A 21,399-nucleotide genomic window follows, 5' to 3' on the forward strand; every position below is an offset into this window, starting at 1 on the left:
TTAACAAATACTTATTCAATAAGATCACGGCTGTGGTGTTAACGCCGTCGCACGTTTAATTGCAGCGTCCAAATCAGACAGGTCTAATTCAGCAAAGGCATAGATATCGCCATTATCTGGATTTTTCCAACGACCAATAATTCTGACGCCATTCAACGCAAGTTTGGTTTTTGATTTAATTTCACGTTCAACATTGGCACTGACTTCGCCATTTGCTGCCGCCGTATAATCGGCCTGCATCGCATCAACAGAGATTGCGAGGATACGCGCAACTTCAGCACGAGCACGATTATCAGCGACAGATTTTTGTAAGGATTGGTCAGCGATGCCATTTGACATGCCCACACCGTGTAATAAACGCCCAGAATCGTTATCAACGGTTTGCGTACCGATATTCACCCAATCCGGTGCGCCACTAATGTCCAGATCACTATCAATGTTAGTTTGACTCGAACATGCTGATAATAAAGCCATTATACCCGCTGCCACGGTCATTTTTAATGCTGCAACTCTCATAATTAATCTATCCCTAAAAAGTGTTAACATAATATATCGTATTATAATTCAAAATAGTATATTGCTAAATATGCTCGCGCCACCTAATCGCAGTTATAAAAAAACCAGACTACCTACCGATAGTCTGGTTTATGTTGTTCACATTTACCCATATTGGTAGATATGACAACTAAAAAATCAAATAGTTATGACTTATATCGCATCCATTTGATCTAATGGCCAACGTGGTCGCGCGTTGATCTCTAAGCTGTCATCACCACCGTGACGTAAACGCTGCAGACCGGCATAAGCGATCATCGCGCCATTGTCGGTGCAGAACTCAATACGCGGATAGAAAACTTCACCGTTTTGCTTCACCATCATTTCCGCTAATTTGATGCGCAAGTATTTATTCGCGCTCACACCACCAGCAACAACCAGACGTCGAATGCCAGTTTCTTTGATTGCTCGTCTTAGTTTAATGGAAATGGTATCAACCACAGCGTCTTGGAATGCAAACGCGATATCGGCACGAGTTTGCTCATCAATACCATCTGCACCTGCGTCTTCTGCTAGTTTTCTTTCTTTAGCAATAGTATTCGCTGCAAATGTCTTTAAGCCTGAGAAACTAAAATCTAAACCAGGGCGATCTGTCATTGGACGCGGGAACTTATAACGCCCTGCTACACCATTATCAGCCAATGCCGATAAGCGTGGTCCACCTGGGTAATCTAAACCCAGCAGTTTCGCTGTTTTATCAAATGCTTCACCAGCCGCGTCATCAACTGACTCGCCTAACAAAGTATATTGACCAAGACCATCAACACGAACTATTTGCGTGTGACCGCCCGATACCAACATTGCTAAGAAAGGAAAGTCTGGCGTTTCCTCCTCTAACATCGGCGCTAACATATGACCTTCCATATGGTTAATACCTAATGCCGGAACATCCCATGCATAAGCGAGACTACGACCAACCGTTGCTCCCACCATTAACGCACCGACTAAACCAGGGCCCGTGGTATAAGCAATTCCGTCAATATCATCTTTCGTACAACCCGCTTCTACTAATGCGGCTTTAATCAGTGGAATAATTTTACGCACATGATCACGTGACGCTAATTCCGGTACTACACCGCCATAATCGGCATGCAGTTTTACTTGGCTATAAAGTTGATGAGCCATTAGCCCTTGTTCATCACAATAAATTGCAATGCCGGTCTCATCACATGATGTTTCTATTCCTATTACGCGCATTTTATTCATTCACCTTAAACATGACTCGACAATAGTACCTGTGCAACGTCTTTTTCTCCAGCGCCAAATGATGCTTATTTCCCTAACACCAAGTTATTAGTCTTTACATGTAATCGGGTTTTAGAGTACAATTCGACACCATTTTTATAGTATTACTATAAAAATATTTTTAGGTTCCAGATAACTTGGAACCATTTAACCTATAGGTTGGAAGCAAACATGCCAGTAATTAAAGTACGTGAAAACGAACCGTTTGACGTTGCTCTACGTCGTTTCAAACGCTCTTGCGAAAAAGCAGGTATCTTATCTGAAGTACGTCGTCGTGAGCATTACGAAAAACCTACTACAGTTCGTAAACGTGCTAAAGCAGCAGCATCTAAGCGTCTAGCTAAGAAACTGTCTCGTGAAAATGCACGTCGCGTACGTTTATACTAATCCCAGATTAGTATAACTACTGTATGCATTTAGGCTTATCCCACTGAGCAAGTCGCTGACTTAATCTACTGAAGATAACGCCTATGAACAAGCCGTGAACTCCTAGAGTCACGGCTTGTTTGCTTTCAGGACTCATAAAACTGATAATCCTAATCGTATAACGATGCCAGTACATAACTGATTTACCCACACTAGAGTCATTTATTTACTGTAATTGTCCTTACTATTGTTAATAGTTAATCATCCTCACACTCATTAATTAGGTACATATGGCCGGTAGAATACCTCGCGACTTTATCGATGGCTTGATAGGTCGCGCTGATATCGTTGATATCGTTGAAAAACGCGTAAAGCTTAAAAAAGCAGGTAAAAACTACCAGGCTTGCTGCCCGTTCCATAATGAGAAAAGCCCTTCTTTTACCGTCAGCCAAGATAAGCAGTTCTATCATTGCTTTGGTTGTGGTGCGCACGGTAACGCCATTGGTTTTTTAATGGAATACGACAACCTTGAGTTTGTCGAAGCGATTGAAGATCTAGCGGGCTTTTACGGTGTTACTGTTCCCAGAGAAGAAGGTGGCAATAATAACGGCCCGACAGCACCCGAGCGTAAAGATTATTATGAACTACTCGAAAGTGTCACGCGCTTTTATCAATATCAATTAAAAGAGCATCCAAACAAAAAAGTTGTTAACGACTATCTAAAACAACGTGGTTTGACTGCAGAAGTGATTGCTAAATACGGCATTGGTTACGCTGCCCCAGGTTGGGATAACGTCTTAAAACGCTTTGGCCGTGACAAACATACCGAAGAACAGCTGCTCACCACAGGTGTATTGACCGAGAACGAAAATCAATCTCGTCGTTACGATCGTTTTCGTGAACGCGTGATGTTTCCGATCCGCGATAAGCGGGGCCGGGTGATTGGTTATGGTGGTCGAGTACTTACCGATGAAAAACCCAAATACCTGAACTCGCCGGAAACACCGATTTTCCATAAAGGTAAAGAGCTTTATGGCTTATACGAAGTACGCCAAGCATATAAAGAAATACCACAAATTGTCGTGGTTGAAGGTTATATGGACGTCGTGGCATTGGCGCAGTTCGGCATTGATTATGCTGTAGCGTCACTAGGTACTTCAACGTCTGGCGATCAGATGCAGACTTTGTTCCGCAATACCAATCAAGTAATTTGTTGTTACGACGGCGATAAAGCCGGTCGTGATGCAGCTTGGCGCGCACTGGAAAATGCCTTGCCGCAATTACGTGATGGTAAAGAACTCAACTTTGTATTTTTACCCGATGGCGAAGACCCTGATTCACTGGTCCGCAACCAAGGTAAAGAAGCACTTGAGCAACTGTTTAAAGATGCGCAAACCTTACCCGATTTTCTATTTGCGCGTTTAAGTCAAGATATTGAAACTCATACTGATGCCGGACGCAGTAAATTAGCCAGCCAAGCCAAACCGCTGATTGAAAAAATGCCTGATGGTTTCTACCGTGGCATCGTATTGAAAAAACTGGCGCGTTTCTTAGGCTGGGACGAAACCAAGCTAAATAAACTGTTTGCAACCGTAGCAACGACGAAACCAACTAAAAAAGCGATGCAAATAACACCGATACGTCGTGCGATTGGTTTATTATTGCAAAATCCGCACATTGGTTTTAACCTACCAATATTCGATGATTTACCGCAATTAAAATTACCTGGCATCAATATTTTATTAAAATTGTTAGCACAAACAAACAGTAGCGATCAAATAAGTACAGCACAATTATTAGAATATTGGCGTGATACCCCAGAGCAGAAAGCACTGATAAAACTGGCGGTTTGGGATCATGGCGCAGATGACGCGGTTGAAGCTGAGTTTTTCGATACTTTATTTGTTCTTTCGACGCAAGTCATCGAACAACGTTTCGGTGAGCTACAATTAAAAATAGCGCAAGGTGGTCTGACTAAATCTGAGCGTTTGGAGTATAAAAGCATTTTAGATGAATTAAAATCATCATAATGGCTTGAAATATGATTCATTAAGCCCCATTTAAGATCTAACAAAAAGAGCCGAATTAAATCGGTTCAGAACGCTGAGTTGAAAGTTTTCGCCTAATATAACGTGATAAGCGTTATAATTATGCGCATTTTGACCACAATAATTATACCAATAAGTAGAAAAAAGCACCGTTTAGCACTATACTGCTTTGTTTGCGCAGTGCTTTTGCGTCTGTATCTTTGAACCACGTCACCGGAGTGGAAGTATTCTATGGAATCCCCTCAATCACAATTAAAACTTCTTGTAGCTAAAGGTAAAGAACAAGGTTACCTGACCTATGCCGAAGTAAATGATCATTTACCACAAGATATTGTGGATTCAGATCAGGTTGAAGATATTATTCAAATGATCAATGACATGGGTATTCAAGTGCTAGAAACAGCACCTGATGCAGATGACCTATTGATGGCAGAAAATACCACTGCACCTGATGACGATGCCGCAGAAGCCGCAGCCGCAGCGCTTGCTTCTGTAGAATCTGAAATCGGTCGTACTACCGATCCAGTACGCATGTACATGCGTGAGATGGGTACTGTTGAGCTATTGACTCGTGAAGGCGAGATCAAAATTGCTAAACGTATTGAAGAAGGTATCTACGCGGTACAAACTGCCGTAGCTGAATATCCAGAAGCAATTAACTCGTTGTTAGCGCAATACGACAAGTTCCTTGCTGAAGAAGCACGCTTAAGCGACATCATCACTGGTTTCATCGATCCCAACGCGGACGATGTAGCACCCACAGCAACGCATATCGGTTCTGAACTACCAAGTAAAGAGCTTGAATCTGACGACGCTGATGATGACGAAGATGAGGAAGAGGTTAACAAAGGCCCCGATCCTGAAGAAGCAGCTGAAAAATTTGCCGAACTACGTAAACTCCACACAGCATTACTAAAAGGCATTAAAGAAGACGGTTTAGAACACCCGAAAACTCGCCTACACGTTGAAATGCTAGGTGAAGTATTCCGTACTTTCCGTCTGATCCCAAAACAGTTTGATCGCATTGTAAATAACATGCGTGACATGATGGATCACGTACGTGTGCAAGAACGTCTTGTAATCAAGATGTGTGTTGAACAATGCAAAATGCCAAAAGCAGCGTTCGTTGAAGCATTTGCTGGTAACGAAACTGACGGCACTTGGTTTGAAAAAGCACAACAATCAACAGCACCTTATGCGCAAGCATTACAACGTATCGATTTTGACGTACGTCGCTGTATTAACAAATTAAAGTTAGTAGAAAATACGACTGGTCTGACTATATCTCAGATTAAAAACATCAACCGTCGTATGAGTATTGGTGAAGCGAAAGCCCGCCGAGCGAAAAAAGAAATGGTTGAAGCGAATTTACGTCTCGTAATTTCGATTGCCAAAAAATACACTAACCGTGGTCTACAGTTCCTAGATTTAATCCAGGAAGGTAACATCGGTCTGATGAAAGCCGTAGATAAGTTTGAATACCGTCGTGGTTACAAATTCTCAACTTACGCTACATGGTGGATCCGTCAGGCAATCACGCGTTCTATTGCTGACCAAGCACGTACAATCCGTATCCCAGTGCATATGATTGAAACAATCAATAAACTGAATCGTATCTCGCGTCAAATGTTGCAAGAGATGGGCCGTGAAGCGACGCCAGAAGAATTGGCTGAGCGCATGATGATGCCAGAAGATCGTATTCGTAAAGTATTGAAGATTGCTAAAGAGCCAATCTCAATGGAAACTCCTATCGGTGATGATGAAGATTCTCACTTAGGCGATTTCATTGAAGATACAACGCTTTCTTTACCAGTTGACGCTGCTACAAAAGATAGCCTTAAAGGCGCGACAGACGACGTTCTAGCAGGCCTAACAGCCCGTGAAGCGAAAGTACTGCGTATGCGTTTTGGTATCGATATGAATACCGATCACACACTTGAAGAAGTGGGTAAACAGTTCGATGTAACGCGTGAGCGTATCCGTCAGATTGAAGCGAAGGCATTACGTAAATTACGTCATCCTAGCCGCAGCGAACAGCTACGTAGCTTCTTAGACGAGTAATTGAATAGTTAGATACTCTTAAACACCTGATGGCAACATCAGGTGTTTTTTTATGTCTGAAATAAGGTTCATAATTAGCAGCCCATTTATCAACCGCAACAGAACACCTACTACCTTCGATGAATAATTGAGCAGTTAGCTGGTTACTTGTCTAAGTTATTGAATATGACCTAGACACGCAGAAACTATGCTTATATACTTTCTGCATCTTAAAGCGTCGTAAGAACGTTTGAAAGATCAGGGCCCTTAGCTCAGTTGGTTAGAGCATCCGACTCATAATCGGCAGGTCCCCAGTTCAAGTCTGGGAGGGCCCACCAAATTTTAGAACACTTGATGGCAACATCAGGTGTTTTTTTATGTCTGTAAGAAAGTAAAATGACTGATTTAATCAAATACGAGTCAACTCATGAAAATCCTACCTAAACCACCTTAATTAACTTTCAACACAGTCATGTTAGACACGACACCACCGAGATAAATACCAAGAAGCATACAAAGCACAGCAACTAGCCCAGCTGGTGAAAATGCCGGTAAAGCTAACAACAACTGCGTATCGTTACCACCATTGGCCAGAACTGCGCCCATACCCATCAGTATTCCTGCTGATAAATGTTTAACTACTTGTCTTATCGTCATCCATTTGAAAACAAATGAGCGAGTAAAAATAGCGGCAATCAGCATTCCCATGACCAAACTAAGTATCAATAAAAATCGCTCTGCTGACGGCCATTGTTGCTCATTTCCGTACCACACGAACAAACTAATATCTTTAAGTAGCCCGCTTGGCGTCCAGTGTGGCTCATACAAAAATACTATGCTCGCCATCATGCCAATACTTAACATCGACAACCACAGTTTTTTATTATCGTTATTGAAACGAAACAAGGCGACAACTAACAATATCGACAATAACGCCATTCCCATAAAATGCATACTTGGCGGCAGGATATAAACATCGCTTTCAACTTTATCAATAAATGAGGCAAGCAAAACCCAGCCTGTTAACCAGCCAAAAATTGTCACCATCATCGCCATATCTCCACGTGTCAGGCGGCTAACGGTCGATACACCACAACCCTGATTTACTGCCGCGCCAAAACCAAATAATAACCCACCAATAGCCGAAAACCAGGTAGCTTGGTGTGAGGCTAACGAGCTGTGATCCAAGGTCACGTTAGCGATCAATAAAGGCAACCAGGCAAATGTGCCACTGAGTAGAATAGCGGCTAAAAACATCGGTTTGCCTTTAGCTGCTTGATTAACGCCTTTGACCATACATAACCCTGTTGTTTGCGCTAAATAACCAAGGCAGGCAATTAAAATCAGTGTAATAATAAATAACACCACATACTCCTGAATTTTGACCAAGATAAGAAAGCGAGAATAGAAATGTTTCAAGCCATATGAGTTAGCTTTAAATATAGTAAATTTATGATTTTGTGTATTCGACACCACCCTAAATAAAATCATGCGGTATCTCAGCGTGACTAGAAGGGTGAATGATTATCGCGAGGTGGCGGTAGAGAAGAAAGTACCTTTTGCAGAAAACGTTATTTACCAAGATGACTGCATTATGGTTGCCTACAACCCCTTTTTTAGCGGTCAGTCCTAGTGGTCAATTCGTTAATGAGTGCTTAGTTAACCGTCTAAGAATAAAAATAGGAATAGAAATACTGGTAACAGCACATAGACTTGATCGTGCCACAGCGGGGCTTATGTTGCTATCAAAGCTGCCAGATTAGCGTTCTCTGTACCATTACTTATTTAAACATGGCAATATCACCAAGCATTATCAAGCCATTGCCCGCTTAACACCCGAGTTACGACAACGGCAGCAACAAGGTGAACTCGCGTTACCACTGCATTGGACTGTAAAAAATAGAATTGTAAAAGGCGAACCGAGTTTCACGATGAAAATTGCAGACGGTGAAGCGAATAGTCATTCTGAAATAGACTTGATTGAATAGCGCGAGTAAAACTCAGGAAGAGTAAGCCTAAATTACAGAATAATTCGAATGTTGAATAAATATGGGGGGGAGGAACCTAAGGCCAGACTAATATGACAGACTCAGCTAATTCTTCGAATGTCAGCCCTAAATAACAGTCCCACCTTCCCTTAGCGGTGATTTTCCCTTACAAATTAATCAGCTTGATATCGTTATCCCAGCACTTCGCCACATAATCAATGAACTGGCGAACGACTGGCTGCTGGTAACTCCTCGACAAATAAACCGCCCACAGAGAACTATTTGGAATTGCATATTCGGTTAACAAAGGAATAAGCTGACCACTGCTGATCAAAGGATTAGCTAGATCACAAGGTAAACGCACAATGCCGGTACCACGGATCGCAGATCGGGAAAGCGTAACCAAGTTATTCGCTTTAATATTGCCTTTAACGACTACCGAGTAATGATGATTGTCTCGAATAAAGTCCCACGTTGCTCCCCCCATATGGATGAAACAATTGTGATCGCGCAGATCATTCGGCTCATTCGGTGTCGAATGTGATTTCAAGTAAGTTGGAGAAGCACATATTACAGAGTCAATCGCCATCAATTTTCTGGCGATCAAATTTTCATCCGGTTGACTCGTATAGCGCAGAGCGATATCAATACGCTCATCAACGAGCTGGGAAAAGCTATCTGATGCTAAAATGTCAATTGTGACATCTGGGTTTACCTTAGTGAAATCATTAATGACATCAAGCAGTAATCCTTGCGCTAGACCTACTGGTGATGAGATTCGAATGGTTCCCGATAAATGTTGGGATTGGTACAAGGCTCTGGCTTCTAATTCGGCAGTCTCGTGCAATATCCACTCACAACGCCTTAACGTCTCTTCACCTGCTACCGTTAAGCTCACCTTACGTGTGGTTCGATGCAACAATCGCTGTTGCAGCCATGATTCAACCTCCTGAACATGCCGTGAAACTTGCAAACGACTCAGTCCTAAGTTCTCTGCAGCTTTGGTAAAGCTAGCCGTATTCGCTACTTCAATAAAACTGCGCATTGCTGTTAATCGATCCATATAGCCTCACCAATTAGTAACCCTAAAGGATACAATCTACATCAATTATTGGTATTTATCTCAAAATATTAATCTATTAGACTAGCTCTATCGTTGAAATACAGATTAATCATTAGGAAAAAATAAATGAAAAAGTTAATACCGTTTTTGGCTCTGGCCTTCGTGGGTGCTTCACAAGCTGAGAGTTTAGTTTCGGAACCTGTGGTGGTTGGTGAATCATTTGGTTTTACCGAAGGGCCTGCTTGGGACAATCAACAGCATCGCTTTGTATTTAGTGATATCCCTAATCACACATTATGGCAGGTGACTGCGGACGGTACGCTCAGCAAAATCACTGATAATTCAGGTTATTCAAATGGTAATGCCGTAGATAACAATGGCAACATATGGAGTGCTCGCCATGACCGCAAATTAAGCCGCATGACGCCATCAGGAAAAGTAGATGTAGTTGCCGCTAATTTTAATGGTGCGCCATTGAATAGCCCCAATGATATAACGGTTGCAAGTGATGGGGCTATTTGGTTTACAGATCCACCTTTTGGTATTCAGGGATATGGACCAGAAAAAGCCAATGAAGCACAACCAGTCAGAGGTATCTATCGTTGGAAAGACGGAGATCTTGACTTGATGAGTGGTGACCTAACGCTACCAAACGGTATCTCTTTCAATGATGGCAGTTTATTTGTTGCTGATACGGCAGATGGTTGGGTATATAAATTCTCTGTATCAGCCTCTGGTCTGGGTAAGCCGGAAAAATTTGCACGAGCTGGCGATATGGCTGACGGTTTAGCATTTGATTCCGATAACAACCTTTGGCTTGCCACTACTGGTGGTCTTGCTGTTTTCAATCCGGCTGGTGAGCAGACCTATTTTATTAAAATTGATGCATCTCATATCAGTAATATCGCCGTTACGGATAGCCTGGTATTAGTGACTGCCGCGAATAAAGTGCTCCTCTACTCCAAATAATATAGCAGAATAGAAATAACACAGTATTGCAGAGTGATTAGGGCCGTGAATTAAATGAGGATTTCAGCTACACTCTTGCACCTCTTGACCAATTGCCGTTTTTACAGAGTTTATTAGCCCTATGTCTACAGTCCGTGCCACTCATGCTTCCCATATTGTATTACCAGAAAGCGTTACCGATAAACCTACCGTATTCAGCTTTCTTATCAGTCATTTCCAACAGATTGACGCGGCGATATGGCAACAACGGATCATTGATGGCAAAGTGCATTGGCGTGATGGTCGCTTAATTACCCTAGATTGTGCATTTGTACCACGTGAGCGCGTGTATTATTACCGTGAAGTGGCAGTAGAGAAGAAGGTGCCTTTTGCGGAAAAAATTATTTACCAAGATGACAACATTATTGTGGCCTACAAACCCCACTTTTTAGCGGTGAGCCCTAGCGGTCAATTCGTTAATGAATGCTTGGTTAACCGCCTAAGGATAAAAACCGGTATCGAAACACTGGTAACAGCGCATCGTCTTGATCGCGCCACAGCTGGGTTAATGCTGCTATGTAAGATCCCTGAACAACGCAGTATCTACCATGACTTATTCAAACATGGCAATATCACTAAGCACTACCAAGCTATCGCTCGATTAACACCGCAATTAAAACAACTGCACGATGAAGATAACTTGCCACTACCGCATTGCTGGACAGTAAAGAATAGAATCGTGAAAGGCAATCCGACGTTCACAATGCAGATCGCAGAGGGTGAAGCTAATAGTCATTCAACCATCGCATTAATTGCAGTTAAAGGGGAGTTTGGATTATTTAAATTGTCGCCAATTACTGGCAAGACCCATCAGCTGCGCTTACACATGGATAGTTTAGGTATGCCATTGGTAAATGACCGCTTATATCCAACACTGTTAGACCGGTGTGATGATAATTTTGAACAACCATTGCAGTTATTAGCGCAACAGCTTGAATTTACTGATCCCGTCACAGGTATTGAACACAACATAGTGACTGAAGCACTGGAGATTGATGCGTTAATTGATGGAAGCGTCGATATTATCTAATCAGTTTACACTGTGATATTTAATTTATGTGTCATTTTGGCTTTCTCTAAACAACGGGTAATCTTCATTTTCGATACGGGTTTAACGAGGTAGTCGGTAGGCTGGAGTTTGATCACTTGCTTGACAGTATTGATATTATTATCACCCGTGACAATAAATACAGGGATGTTTTTTTGTTGTTTACGGACATACTCTAGTACCTGTAAACCATCAAGTTCTTCGCGTAAATTAAGGTCCAAAAAAATATAATCAAATTGTTTTTTTGACAATAAATTAAGCGCCTGCGGGACATTATCAGCATGAGTAACGCTGTCATAATCAGCATGATTTTCAAATGAAACGTTACGCACTAACTGCGTAATAATTTGTATTATCACCTTACTGTCTTCAACAATCAGACATCTCATTATAACCCCTTAGCCCTTTGATTGTTATCAAACATTAGCTCAGTATAGGCTGGAGTTAGTTAAAATATATTCTAACTTTAACTATTTACCGCAGAAATATGAAACGGCTCACATTTAAAATCAACATCTTATAATTTTCAATATGAGTGATATATTTTGCTCTATTATAAATCAGTTTAAGCGTATCGAAGAGCGACAAGTCTGCAGACCTTCCGAAGATAGAAGGCCTGTATTGAACTGCTGATTTATTTATGCTCTTTGAGTGACCAGCATTGGCATAAATCTATGCACCGCCAGCATGCAAATCGCCGAAATACATAATGCAGGGACAATGGGATGAATGCCAAACATGGCTGGTTTAAACCATAGCAACACTAAATAACTTACTAGGCCAGTTACCATCGCCGCTAATGCCGCATTACCCGCAATCTGCGGCCAATATAACCCAGCAAGCACAGGCCATAAGAATACCGCTTGTAGCGCACCAAACGCAGCAAGATTAAGCCATACGATCATTTCCGGCGGTTCGATTGCAAAATAAGTCGCGACTACCGTCACCAACACCATAGCTACACGCGTTAAACTTACTTGTGAGTTAGCCGTTAATGATGGATAACAACGCACAACGCCATCGCGCACCAAACTTACCGCTGACTGCAGCAACATTGAATCCACCGATGACATTACCGCCGCAATCGGCGCTGCTAATAATACCCCGGCCCAGAACGGGTCAAAAAGACCAGTAATTAACCTTGGCATAATCTCATCTGGCACGGTCAAATTAGGATATAAAGCCCTGCCTAATACCCCACTTAAATGCGGAATAAGGGTCATTAAGAAACTAATTATCGTGCCCCAAATCATCCCGCGTTTTAATGCATTGGTATCTTTAACCGCCAGTAACCGCACCACGGTATGTGGTAACCCTAAGGTGCCAAAACAAATTAACATCCAAAATGACAGCATCATTGGCCAGCCAAGTTGGCCATTGTTGCCCTGTGGACTTAATAACGTTGGCGATTGGCTACTCACGTCGGTCATTAATGCGGTTAAACCACCTTGCGAGAGTAAGGTGATAAAAATGACTAATACACCAATAATCATCAAGATACCTTGGAATGCATCAGTGATCACCACAGCGCGAAAACCACCAGTCAGCGTATACGCCAGTACCGTGATAACAAATAACCCCAATCCGAGCTCATAACTGATACCGCTCACCCCCGAGAATAAGCGGGCACCACCAATGAACTGCACCGATATCATCGCAATGAAACCGACAACGAGGCTGACCAAGGCCAATTTAGTTAACCAGCTGTTTTGATAGCGCGCATCCAACCATTCAATCAAGGTGGCGTGTTCGGCTTTACGTTGTGCTAATAATTTCGGGCCTAAAACCCCTAAGGTTAACATCGCAACGGGAACTTGGATCAATGCCAACCACACCCAACCTAAACCAATTTTATACGCGGCGCCGGGTCCACCAATAAACGAACTTGCACTGGTATAGGTAGCCACTAGTGTCAGGGCTAATAAAGGACCATTGAGAAAACGACCACCGATAAAGAAACGTTTAGCTTTATCTTGATATAATTCCCCTGCTTGTTTTGATTGGCGAGCACTCCACCAACGGGTAATCAGTAAACTAGCGATAAGATAAATAAAAATAGGGATGAGATTAGTCATGATAAGTAGATTTAATCATTAAAATAAGGAAGAAGATAAGCAGTAAAGGTGCAAATAGGCAAGAAAACCAAAACCAAACAGGCAGTCCCCACCAATTACCTTGCTCTGCTAATAGCAGCGGCCCTGCACACCACAGAGCGAAGTAGCCCAGTGTCAGTAACAAGGTTTTTTTTGAAATTAAGTGCATAGCTAAGCCTAAAATAAATATCGCGTAGAATATAACGCATCATAATAGATAAATAACTCTAATTAGATGGAGATCCTGCGCGTTCTAGTGTTTTAAGCTGAATTATATCGCGATAACGCCAGTACATCCAAATAATGTTTTATTAAACGATGGCCAATGACATTTTATTATACGACGGATTCGTCAAATGAAGTTAACGTATGACCGATAATCGAATCAATATCATCAATATAAACACCCGCACCATACGTCCAGCCCCATGCAGGAAAACGCTTACTGTAAGAGATTTTACGTACTGGTTCACCACCAATAAATAATGGGAAACAATAACGAATAAAGGTTCCACCCATTAATTTTTTGGCCTGTTGATGGATTTCTTGATAAGTAAAATCCCCACCAGAATCTTTTTGCATTTTTACATTTTCATGCGCATAGTCCACACCACCTAAAGAAGCCAGCAAGGTGTAGTTATCATCAAACACAAAAATATAATTATCATCGAGTAAGGAAAGGCGTTTTAAGGCGTGTTTCTGTGCATCTTCAAGCGAGAGGACTCCCGATTGGTAATACAGCTCATAGTGCTGAAAAATAGCTTCCGTTTTATCAATTATATTAACTAAACGTGACTTTCTTTCTGCCAGCATTTCTCCGCGTAATATGGATAAATAACCGAGTGCAATAAACACTAAAACCATAAAACTGAATGCGATACACAAGGCAATTTGGTTGGTAACAGAATAACGTCGGCACATTACAGCCTCTACAAGATAACAAAACAATCTTTCATTATGCTATCATATAAAAACATAAACGACTGTAAACAATGACAAAAATAATTATTAATTATTGATTTACTAAAATGGAATTTTAACTAATAGCGCATTGTTTATATTTTCAGTGTAATTAGATTGCAATAATGTGATCAATTTAGCGGGGAAATTAACGATAAGTATACAGTAACAACCTATCGTTAATATTTAACGATCAAAGCGGCTTATTGAGCTACAATCTCATAGCTCGAAGTAACCTCAGCTGCCTTCTCTAGCATTTTAGCAACAGAGCAATATTTTTCCATTGATAGTTCAACGGCCCGCTTAACTTTTTTCTCATTCAACTCACTGCCAGAAACAATAAAGTGGGCGTTGATCTTAGTGAATACACGCGGTGGCTCAGGTGCACGTTCACTGGTTAAATTAACCTCACAACCGAGGATGTTTTGGCGGCCCGTTTTTAAAATATCCACAACGTCGATAGAGCTACATGCGCCCATACCCATCAACACAACTTCCATTGGACTTGCTGCAATACCACTACGATCACCGTCCATTAGAATACCGTGACCCGTTTCTGATGTGCCCATTAATTGCATTTCTTGGATCCACTTCACATTAGCTTTCATAAAACCCCTCGTTAATATTCAATTCAAAGGCACTAAACAATACAACCCACCACTAAAGTGGTAAAGTACCGTCTCATATCCCAAATATAGTTTAAAGTCACAAATAAACAGTAAGTCAATATTCAAAAAATGATATATTCACGTTGATATGAACAGAAATCAACTCAGTTCTTGCTTATTAGTGTTATTGTCTCTTATGCTATCAAGTCATTAATAATAATAAAATTAAAATATCGCAATACGGACATAATTTGCGATTATAATAACTTACAGAGGAATACCCATGGTTGTTATCGGCAAGCCACAATCCGACCCTACTTTAGAATGGTTCTTATCTCACTGCCATATCCACAAGTACCCTTCAAAAAGTACGCTAATCCATGCTGGAGAAAAAGCAGAAACTTTATATTTTATCGTTAAAGGTTCTGTGGCCGTTCTAATCAAGGATGAAGAAGGTAAAGAGATGATCCTCTCTTACCTTAACCAAGGTGACTTCATGGGTGAATTAGGCCTATTTGAAGATACTGAAGAACCTGTACGTAGTGCATGGATCCGAGCTAAATCACCATGTGAAGTAGCAGAGATTTCATATAAAAAATTCCGTCAGTTAATCCAAGTTAACCCTGAAATTCTAATGCGTCTATCAGGACAAATGGCTGAACGTTTACAAACAACAAGCCAAAAAGTGGGCGATCTAGCATTCCTAGACGTGACAGGTCGTATTGCACAGACATTACTAAGCTTAGCAAAACAGCCTGACGCAATGACTCACCCAGACGGTATGCAAATTAAAATTACTCGTCAAGAAATCGGTCAGATCGTTGGTTGCTCGCGTGAAACTGTTGGTCGTATCTTGAAGATGCTTGAAGAACAAGAGCTTATTTCAGCTCATGGTAAAACGATTGTGGTATTTGGCACTCGCTAATTCAATCATTTTATTAAGATAATAAAAAGGCGTCTGACATATTACTCACAAGTCAGACGCCTTTTTTATTAACTGCTATTTATACGTTAGTTAATTTTATCGCTTATCTAATCGTTTAATTAATACTGAGGTATCACTACGTTGCTCACCTGCATCTTGTAATTCTGCATAAAATCCATCGACTAATTTCGCAATCGGTACTAAAGAGCCATTACGCTCTGCTTCTTCAAAACAAATCGCTAGGTCTTTACGCATCCAGTCAATCGCGAAACCAAAGTCAAACTTACCTTCTGCCATGGTTAATGTACGATTCTCTAGTTGCCAAGACTGTGCAGCACCATTGCGTAATACATCCAATACCACATGTTCATCCAATCCTGCATTTTTGGCAAAATTAACGCCTTCAGCTAAACCTTGTACCAGACCCGCGATGCAAAGTTGATTAACCATTTTACATTTTTGCCCAGCGCCCACGCCACCAACCAAAGTAACTTTCTTCGCCATAATATCTAACACAGGCAAAGCACGCTCATAGATGCTGGCTTCACCGCCCGTCATAATAGTAAGCAGGGCATTCTCAGCCCCCGCTTGCCCACCCGACACTGGCGCATCAAGAAAATGAACATTTGATTTTAGACAAGCAGCAGATAACTCTTCGGCTAATAATGCCGATGTAGTGGTATGATCGACCAGTATTGTGTTCGCTGTCATTGCCGACAATACGCCATCAGCGCCATAAACAACGCTACGCACGTCATCATCATTACCAACACACATGAGCACTAAATCAGCATTAGATGCAGCGAGGTGCGGTGTTGAAGCTCTTTCTCCACGATATTTTTCGACCCAACTGGCTGCTTTACTTTCAGTGCGATTAAATACCACGACATCATGCCCTGCATTTTGCAAATGACCAGCCATTGGATAACCCATTGCACCCAAACCAATAAATGCTATTTTCATTTTCTCGCCTACCTTATGACACGTCATTTATAATGTTATTTACGCTTAAGCTGATAACCACTTTTCGATAGCTAAGCTCAGTTTTTTCATCCCGGCATGAATGTCATGTTCAGGTATATTAAGGGCTGGTGTAAAGCGCAACACATTAGCCCCTGCCACTAATATTAATAATCCTTCTTGCGCCGCTTGATTCATGATCGCGATGGCCTGACCTTGATATTGCTCCGTTAACTCAGCACCTAATAATAACCCTTCACCACGAATGTCAGAGAAAATCGCATATTGGTTATTAAGCTGCGCTAAGGCGTCTTTAAAGGTGGTTGATTTCACCTTAACTTGAGCTAAAAAAGCATCATTACTAACCGTATCAACAACCACTTCCGCAACGCTGCAAGCAAGTGGATTACCGCCATAAGTGCTGCCATGCGTTCCCACACTAAGGCTCTTAGCAATACGATCTGTCGTTAGCATGGCGGCAATAGGAAAACCAGCACCAAGCCCTTTGGCTGAGGTTAAAATATCAGGTTTAATGTCAGTATGTTGATAAGCATAAAAAGTTCCCGTACGGCCAACACCCGTTTGTACTTCATCAAATATAAGTAAGGCATTATATTTATCACACAGCGCGCGAACACCAATCAAAAATTGCTGATTAGCAGTATTTATACCACCTTCACCTTGCAAAGGTTCCATCATAACCGCGCAGGTTTTATCACTCATTAACGCTTCTACGGCAGCAAGATCATTAAAATCAACATGGTCTATAGCACCAGGCTTAGGACCAAAACCATCAGAATAAGACGATTGACCACCGACGGTCACGGTGAAGAAAGTTCTGCCATGAAACCCTTGATTAAATGAGATTATTTGATCTTTAGCTGCACCAAATTTATCCAGCGCATAACGACGAGCTAATTTTAAAGCCGCTTCATTAGCTTCAGCGCCGGAATTGGCAAAGAAAACTTTATCTGCAAACGTCAAATTTGTCAGCTTAGCGGCAAGCCTTAATGCGGGTTCATTCGTCAACAAATTACTCACATGCCACAATTGCTGACTTTGTTTTTGTAGGGTTTCAACTAAAGGAGGGTAACAATGGCCTAAACAACTGACGGCAATACCTGCAGCAAAATCAATGTACTCATTGTCATCTTGATCCCAAACACGTGAACCTTGACCTAGTACAGGGATCATCGCTGCCGGTGCGTAGTTTGGGACCATGACATTATCAAAATCTTCCCGAGTCACACCTGTTACGTTATTGGTCATATTCCTTTCCTCTTAGTAAACATCAATGTCTAAATAATTAAACGCCAGTTAATGGCGAATATATATTCACTATATATAGATATTTAATCAAAGGTCAAGTCCAATGAGTCATAACACAGCAGAAAACTGATTAATCTCTTAAGATGCAATTAATGCCTTAGGAGAAAATTATTTAATAGCTCTTTTCCCTGCTCAGTCAAAATGCTTTCAGGATGAAACTGTACGCCTTCTAAAGCCAAGTATTTATGCTTAAACGCCATTATTTCATCAAATTCACCATTATTATCTTCAGTCCAAGCGGTGATTTCAAATTCGTCACTGAGCGTCAGTGTTTCGACAATTAAAGAGTGATAACGAGTGACTGTTAACGGATTCTTTAATCCAGTAAAAACCCCCTTACCTTTGTGCTTTATCTTTGAGGTTTTTCCATGCATTACTTGTTTGGCCTTAATGACATTTGCACCAAAAACTTGCGCGATAGACTGATGACCCAGGCACACACCTAAAATGGGGATTGAACCAGCAAACTGCTCTATAACTGATAATGAAATACCAGCGTCATTGGGGGTACACGGACCAGGAGATATGACCAGATAATCAGGAGATAAAGCCGCTATTTGCGCTAGTGATATTTCGTCATTGCGTTTAACGACAACGTCTTGTCCAAGTTCAGAGAAATATTGGAATAAATTAAACGTGAAACTATCGTAATTATCGATAATAAGTAACATGGAATATTAAAATTATAATGAGGAAACTGAGCGAATAATATCATAGCTAGAAATTGGTTTCTAATAATGAGTATTTGTAATAGACCTATACCCGCTAAATATTATTTACGTTTAAAGCCACAAACGAAAAAGCCCAGCGAATGCTGAGCTCTTTAATTAATAAATGATTATTAATTCTCTTTATTTAACTGAGACAAACTCAGGGTAAGCATCGATACCACAGTCGGCCATATCCATACCCATAACTTCTTCTTCTTCAGTAACACGAATACCCATTGTTGCTTTCAGAACAGCCCAAACGAGGATACTTGCCGTAAATACCCAAGCGAAGATAACTGCAGCGCCGTATAGTTGAGCACCAAATGTCGCATCTGCATTGCTAAATGGCACAACCATTAAGCCAAATAAACCACACACACCGTGAACCGAAATAGCACCAACGGGATCATCAATCTTCGCTTTATCCAATGCCACGATACTAAATACAACTAATACACCACCTAAAGCGCCTAGTAATGTGGCAAATGCTGGTGATGGGCTTAGTGGGTCAGCGGTGATAGTGACGAGACCAGCTAATGCACCATTAAGCACCATAGTTAAGTCTGCTTTACCCCACATGAGCTTAGTAACAAGTAATGCAAATAGAGCACCGCCAGCCGCAGCCGCGTTAGTGTTTAAAAATATTTTACCAACTGCAGTTGCGTTTTCAGCATCTGAAAGCATTAGCTGTGAACCACCGTTAAAGCCAAACCAACCCATCCATAAAATGAATGCACCCAGTGTAGCTAATGGCATATTTGAACCAGGAATTGGATAAACTTCACCATTCTTACCGTATTTACCTTTACGAGCACCCAGTAGCAGTACCGCAGCTAATGCAGCAGATGCACCGGCCATATGAACAATACCTGAACCGGCGAAATCGGAGAAGCCTGCTTCAGACAAGAAACCACCACCCCAAGTCCAGTAGCCTTCAATCGGATAGATAACACCCGTTAGTACGACTGTGAAAGCAAGGAAAGCCCATAATTTCATACGTTCAGCAACCGCACCAGATACAATAGACATTGCAGTTGCGACAAATACGACTTGGAAGAAGAAGTCTGATTCTAATGAGTGATCTGCGCCTTCAGATTGCGAGCCAATTAAAGAACCAAATGAAGGGATAATACCGCCTTCTGCGTTATCAACATACATGATGTTATAACCGACTAATAGGAACATGATGCATGCGATTGCATATAACACGATGTTCTTAGTCAAAATTTCAGTGGTATTCTTAGAACGAACCAGACCAGCTTCTAGCATTGCAAAACCTGCAGCCATCCACATCACTAGTACGCCAGACATTAAAAAGTAAAAAGTATCGAGTGCAAAACGCAGCTCAGTAACTGTAGTTGTTAATTCTTGCATAATTTATTCCTTTAAATTGCTTCTGCATCCATTTCGCCCGTACGAATACGCACAACTTGTTTTAAATCGTAAACAAAAATCTTACCGTCACCAATCTTTCCGGTGTAAGCAGCACTGCTAATAGCTTCAATGAGACGATCAACATTTTCACTCTGCGTGGCAATTTCTAACTTAACTTTTGGCAAGAAATCAACTTGATATTCCGCACCACGATATAATTCAGTATGACCTTTTTGACGACCAAAGCCTTTAACTTCGGTAACTGTTAATCCTTCAACACCGAAATCTGCTACAGCTTCACGAACATCATCGAGTTTAAATGGTTTAATGATTGCGCTTATTAGCTTCATAAAGAGCTCCTTGCATGAGTATATGGAATATCTATATAGTTAAACTTAATCCAATCTCCGTGCCAACATTTTAAACCATATAAATTCAATAACTTAAGTGCTAAATTTATTTTATATGCTCCTACAGAGCACCATCATGGTGCGGTAAATCTTGGATTTACCCCATTCCAGTGCAGTTGTAATTAAAATGTTAACTAGCTCATTATTTGAGATCGTAATCCCAATTTTAAATAACTTCTCATATCTTAAAATAGCGGAAGACATTAACTAATTTTAATTGTTATTACTTATTAGCATGACGACAGTCTAAAGAACTAGATTTTATAAAGAGCCTACGGCCACCATGAATAGTGGAAGTGCAGAAAAATGTAAGGAACATTTTCAGCCCCCTACTGAATACTATCTATAAGACATACCCCTCCGCATAATCTGTTTTACTTGCATCTCTGAATTTTAGGCACAAAAAAGCCTGAATCATAAGATTCAGGCTTTTTTGTTTGTTGGCAAAGAGAAAGTGAACGACTTTTTATAAATCACAACTCGCGGCTCTCAGCGTGACAGGCCGCTTTTTTATAAATAGTCTACGACCACCATGGATGGTGGAAGTGTAGAGAAATGTAAGGAACATTTTCAGCAACAACTGAACTACCACTTCGCACAATCTATTTTTGTATCTCTGAATTTCAGGCATAAAAAAAGCCTGAATCATAAGATTCAGGCTTTTTTTAT

At 41.1% G+C, this 21,399-nt stretch carries 21 protein-coding genes, 1 tRNA gene and 1 pseudogene; 8 read left to right on the plus strand and 15 right to left on the minus strand.

Features of this window, described 5'->3' with window-relative positions; translation table 11 throughout:
* Positions 1–24: 24 nt before the first annotated feature.
* Positions 25–516 carry an LPP20 family lipoprotein gene (locus CXF93_RS17860; protein ID WP_101063875.1) on the minus strand — a complete coding sequence of 164 codons (492 nt, stop codon included), beginning with the start codon at positions 514–516 and terminating at the stop codon, positions 25–27.
* A 192-nt stretch (positions 517–708) separates the two neighbouring features.
* Positions 709–1,752 (minus strand): tRNA (adenosine(37)-N6)-threonylcarbamoyltransferase complex transferase subunit TsaD, encoded by a 1,044-nt coding sequence (gene tsaD, locus CXF93_RS17865; protein WP_101063876.1) that lies wholly within the window; start codon positions 1,750–1,752, stop codon positions 709–711.
* A gap of 219 nt (positions 1,753–1,971) precedes the next feature.
* Here tsaD and rpsU point away from each other — a divergent pair, with 219 nt between their 5' ends.
* The 4 genes from rpsU (at position 1,972) to CXF93_RS17885 (ending at position 6,592) form a co-directional block, all read left to right on the plus strand.
* Positions 1,972–2,187 carry a 30S ribosomal protein S21 gene (gene rpsU, locus CXF93_RS17870; protein ID WP_006032380.1) on the plus strand — a complete coding sequence of 72 codons (216 nt, stop codon included), beginning with the start codon at positions 1,972–1,974 and terminating at the stop codon, positions 2,185–2,187.
* Positions 2,188–2,456: 269 nt separating this feature from the next.
* Positions 2,457–4,196 carry a DNA primase gene (dnaG, locus tag CXF93_RS17875; RefSeq protein WP_101063877.1) on the plus strand — a complete coding sequence of 580 codons (1,740 nt, stop codon included), beginning with the start codon at positions 2,457–2,459 and terminating at the stop codon, positions 4,194–4,196.
* Positions 4,197–4,445: 249 nt separating this feature from the next.
* Entirely contained in the window at positions 4,446–6,275 is a 1,830-nt protein-coding gene (rpoD, locus tag CXF93_RS17880) for an RNA polymerase sigma factor RpoD (protein ID WP_101063878.1), read from the plus strand.
* A gap of 240 nt (positions 6,276–6,515) precedes the next feature.
* A tRNA-Ile gene (locus CXF93_RS17885) sits at positions 6,516–6,592 on the plus strand.
* A gap of 112 nt (positions 6,593–6,704) precedes the next feature.
* Here CXF93_RS17885 and CXF93_RS17890 read toward each other — a convergent pair.
* Positions 6,705–7,619, minus strand: a complete 915-nt coding sequence (locus CXF93_RS17890) for a YeeE/YedE thiosulfate transporter family protein (RefSeq protein ID WP_101063879.1) — start codon at positions 7,617–7,619, stop codon at positions 6,705–6,707.
* A gap of 148 nt (positions 7,620–7,767) precedes the next feature.
* On the opposite strand from CXF93_RS17890, the pseudogene CXF93_RS22315 reads away from it, so the two are divergent.
* Positions 7,768–8,239 (plus strand): annotated as a pseudogene (locus CXF93_RS22315) (pseudouridine synthase); the annotation flags it as partial.
* A gap of 169 nt (positions 8,240–8,408) precedes the next feature.
* Here CXF93_RS22315 and CXF93_RS17900 read toward each other — a convergent pair.
* The gene (locus CXF93_RS17900) at positions 8,409–9,305 is read right to left on the minus strand and encodes a LysR family transcriptional regulator (RefSeq protein ID WP_101063880.1); all 897 of its coding nucleotides are present in this window, start codon (positions 9,303–9,305) and stop codon (positions 8,409–8,411) included.
* 126 nt (positions 9,306–9,431) lie between these two features.
* On the opposite strand from CXF93_RS17900, the gene CXF93_RS17905 reads away from it, so the two are divergent.
* Both CXF93_RS17905 and CXF93_RS17910 read left to right on the plus strand, forming a co-directional pair.
* Positions 9,432–10,274, plus strand: coding sequence for an SMP-30/gluconolactonase/LRE family protein (locus CXF93_RS17905; RefSeq protein ID WP_101063881.1), 843 nt, complete (start codon positions 9,432–9,434; stop codon positions 10,272–10,274).
* Positions 10,275–10,395: 121 nt separating this feature from the next.
* Positions 10,396–11,343 carry a pseudouridine synthase gene (locus tag CXF93_RS17910; protein WP_101063882.1) on the plus strand — a complete coding sequence of 316 codons (948 nt, stop codon included), beginning with the start codon at positions 10,396–10,398 and terminating at the stop codon, positions 11,341–11,343.
* A 5-nt stretch (positions 11,344–11,348) separates the two neighbouring features.
* On the opposite strand, the gene CXF93_RS17915 is transcribed toward CXF93_RS17910, so the two are convergent.
* The 5 genes from CXF93_RS17915 to CXF93_RS17935 all read right to left on the minus strand — a co-directional run bounded on the left by CXF93_RS17915 (position 11,349) and on the right by CXF93_RS17935 (position 15,022).
* Positions 11,349–11,750 carry a response regulator gene (locus CXF93_RS17915; protein WP_101063883.1) on the minus strand — a complete coding sequence of 134 codons (402 nt, stop codon included), beginning with the start codon at positions 11,748–11,750 and terminating at the stop codon, positions 11,349–11,351.
* 249 nt (positions 11,751–11,999) lie between these two features.
* Positions 12,000–13,436 carry a sodium/pantothenate symporter gene (gene panF, locus CXF93_RS17920; protein ID WP_101063884.1) on the minus strand — a complete coding sequence of 479 codons (1,437 nt, stop codon included), beginning with the start codon at positions 13,434–13,436 and terminating at the stop codon, positions 12,000–12,002.
* On the minus strand, positions 13,429–13,623 hold the full coding sequence (locus CXF93_RS17925; protein WP_101063885.1) for a DUF997 family protein: 195 nt from the start codon (positions 13,621–13,623) through the stop codon (positions 13,429–13,431). Before CXF93_RS17925 ends, panF begins: the two co-directional genes overlap by 8 nt.
* Positions 13,624–13,790: 167 nt before the next feature.
* Complete coding sequence (locus tag CXF93_RS17930) at positions 13,791–14,375, minus strand: cache domain-containing protein (protein WP_101063886.1); 585 nt, start codon at positions 14,373–14,375, stop codon at positions 13,791–13,793.
* 242 nt (positions 14,376–14,617) lie between these two features.
* Positions 14,618–15,022, minus strand: a complete 405-nt coding sequence (locus CXF93_RS17935) for an OsmC family protein (protein WP_101063887.1) — start codon at positions 15,020–15,022, stop codon at positions 14,618–14,620.
* Between the two features lie 283 nt (positions 15,023–15,305).
* On the opposite strand from CXF93_RS17935, the gene crp reads away from it, so the two are divergent.
* Positions 15,306–15,947: a cAMP-activated global transcriptional regulator CRP gene (gene crp / locus CXF93_RS17940; protein WP_017223190.1), complete on the plus strand. Its 642-nt coding sequence runs from the start codon at positions 15,306–15,308 to the stop codon at positions 15,945–15,947.
* A gap of 96 nt (positions 15,948–16,043) precedes the next feature.
* Here the strand turns inward: crp and CXF93_RS17945 are convergent, their stop codons facing one another.
* The 6 genes from CXF93_RS17945 to CXF93_RS22320 form a co-directional block, all read right to left on the minus strand.
* Positions 16,044–16,910 (minus strand): NAD(P)-dependent oxidoreductase, encoded by an 867-nt coding sequence (locus CXF93_RS17945; protein ID WP_101063888.1) that lies wholly within the window; start codon positions 16,908–16,910, stop codon positions 16,044–16,046.
* A gap of 45 nt (positions 16,911–16,955) precedes the next feature.
* Positions 16,956–18,176, minus strand: a complete 1,221-nt coding sequence (locus CXF93_RS17950; RefSeq protein ID WP_101063889.1) for an aspartate aminotransferase family protein — start codon at positions 18,174–18,176, stop codon at positions 16,956–16,958.
* Positions 18,177–18,325: 149 nt separating this feature from the next.
* Positions 18,326–18,907 (minus strand): aminodeoxychorismate/anthranilate synthase component II, encoded by a 582-nt coding sequence (locus tag CXF93_RS17955; protein WP_101063890.1) that lies wholly within the window; start codon positions 18,905–18,907, stop codon positions 18,326–18,328.
* Positions 18,908–19,087: 180 nt separating this feature from the next.
* Positions 19,088–20,320, minus strand: a complete 1,233-nt coding sequence (locus CXF93_RS17960) for an ammonium transporter (protein WP_101063891.1) — start codon at positions 20,318–20,320, stop codon at positions 19,088–19,090.
* A gap of 11 nt (positions 20,321–20,331) precedes the next feature.
* Complete coding sequence (locus tag CXF93_RS17965; protein WP_101063892.1) at positions 20,332–20,670, minus strand: P-II family nitrogen regulator; 339 nt, start codon at positions 20,668–20,670, stop codon at positions 20,332–20,334.
* 526 nt (positions 20,671–21,196) lie between these two features.
* Positions 21,197–21,399, minus strand: a 203-nt coding sequence (locus CXF93_RS22320) for a hypothetical protein (RefSeq protein WP_232784252.1), incomplete at its 5' end; no start/stop codon positions are given.

Source organism: Moritella sp. Urea-trap-13 (assembly GCF_002836355.1).
GTDB lineage: Bacteria > Pseudomonadota > Gammaproteobacteria > Enterobacterales > Moritellaceae > Moritella.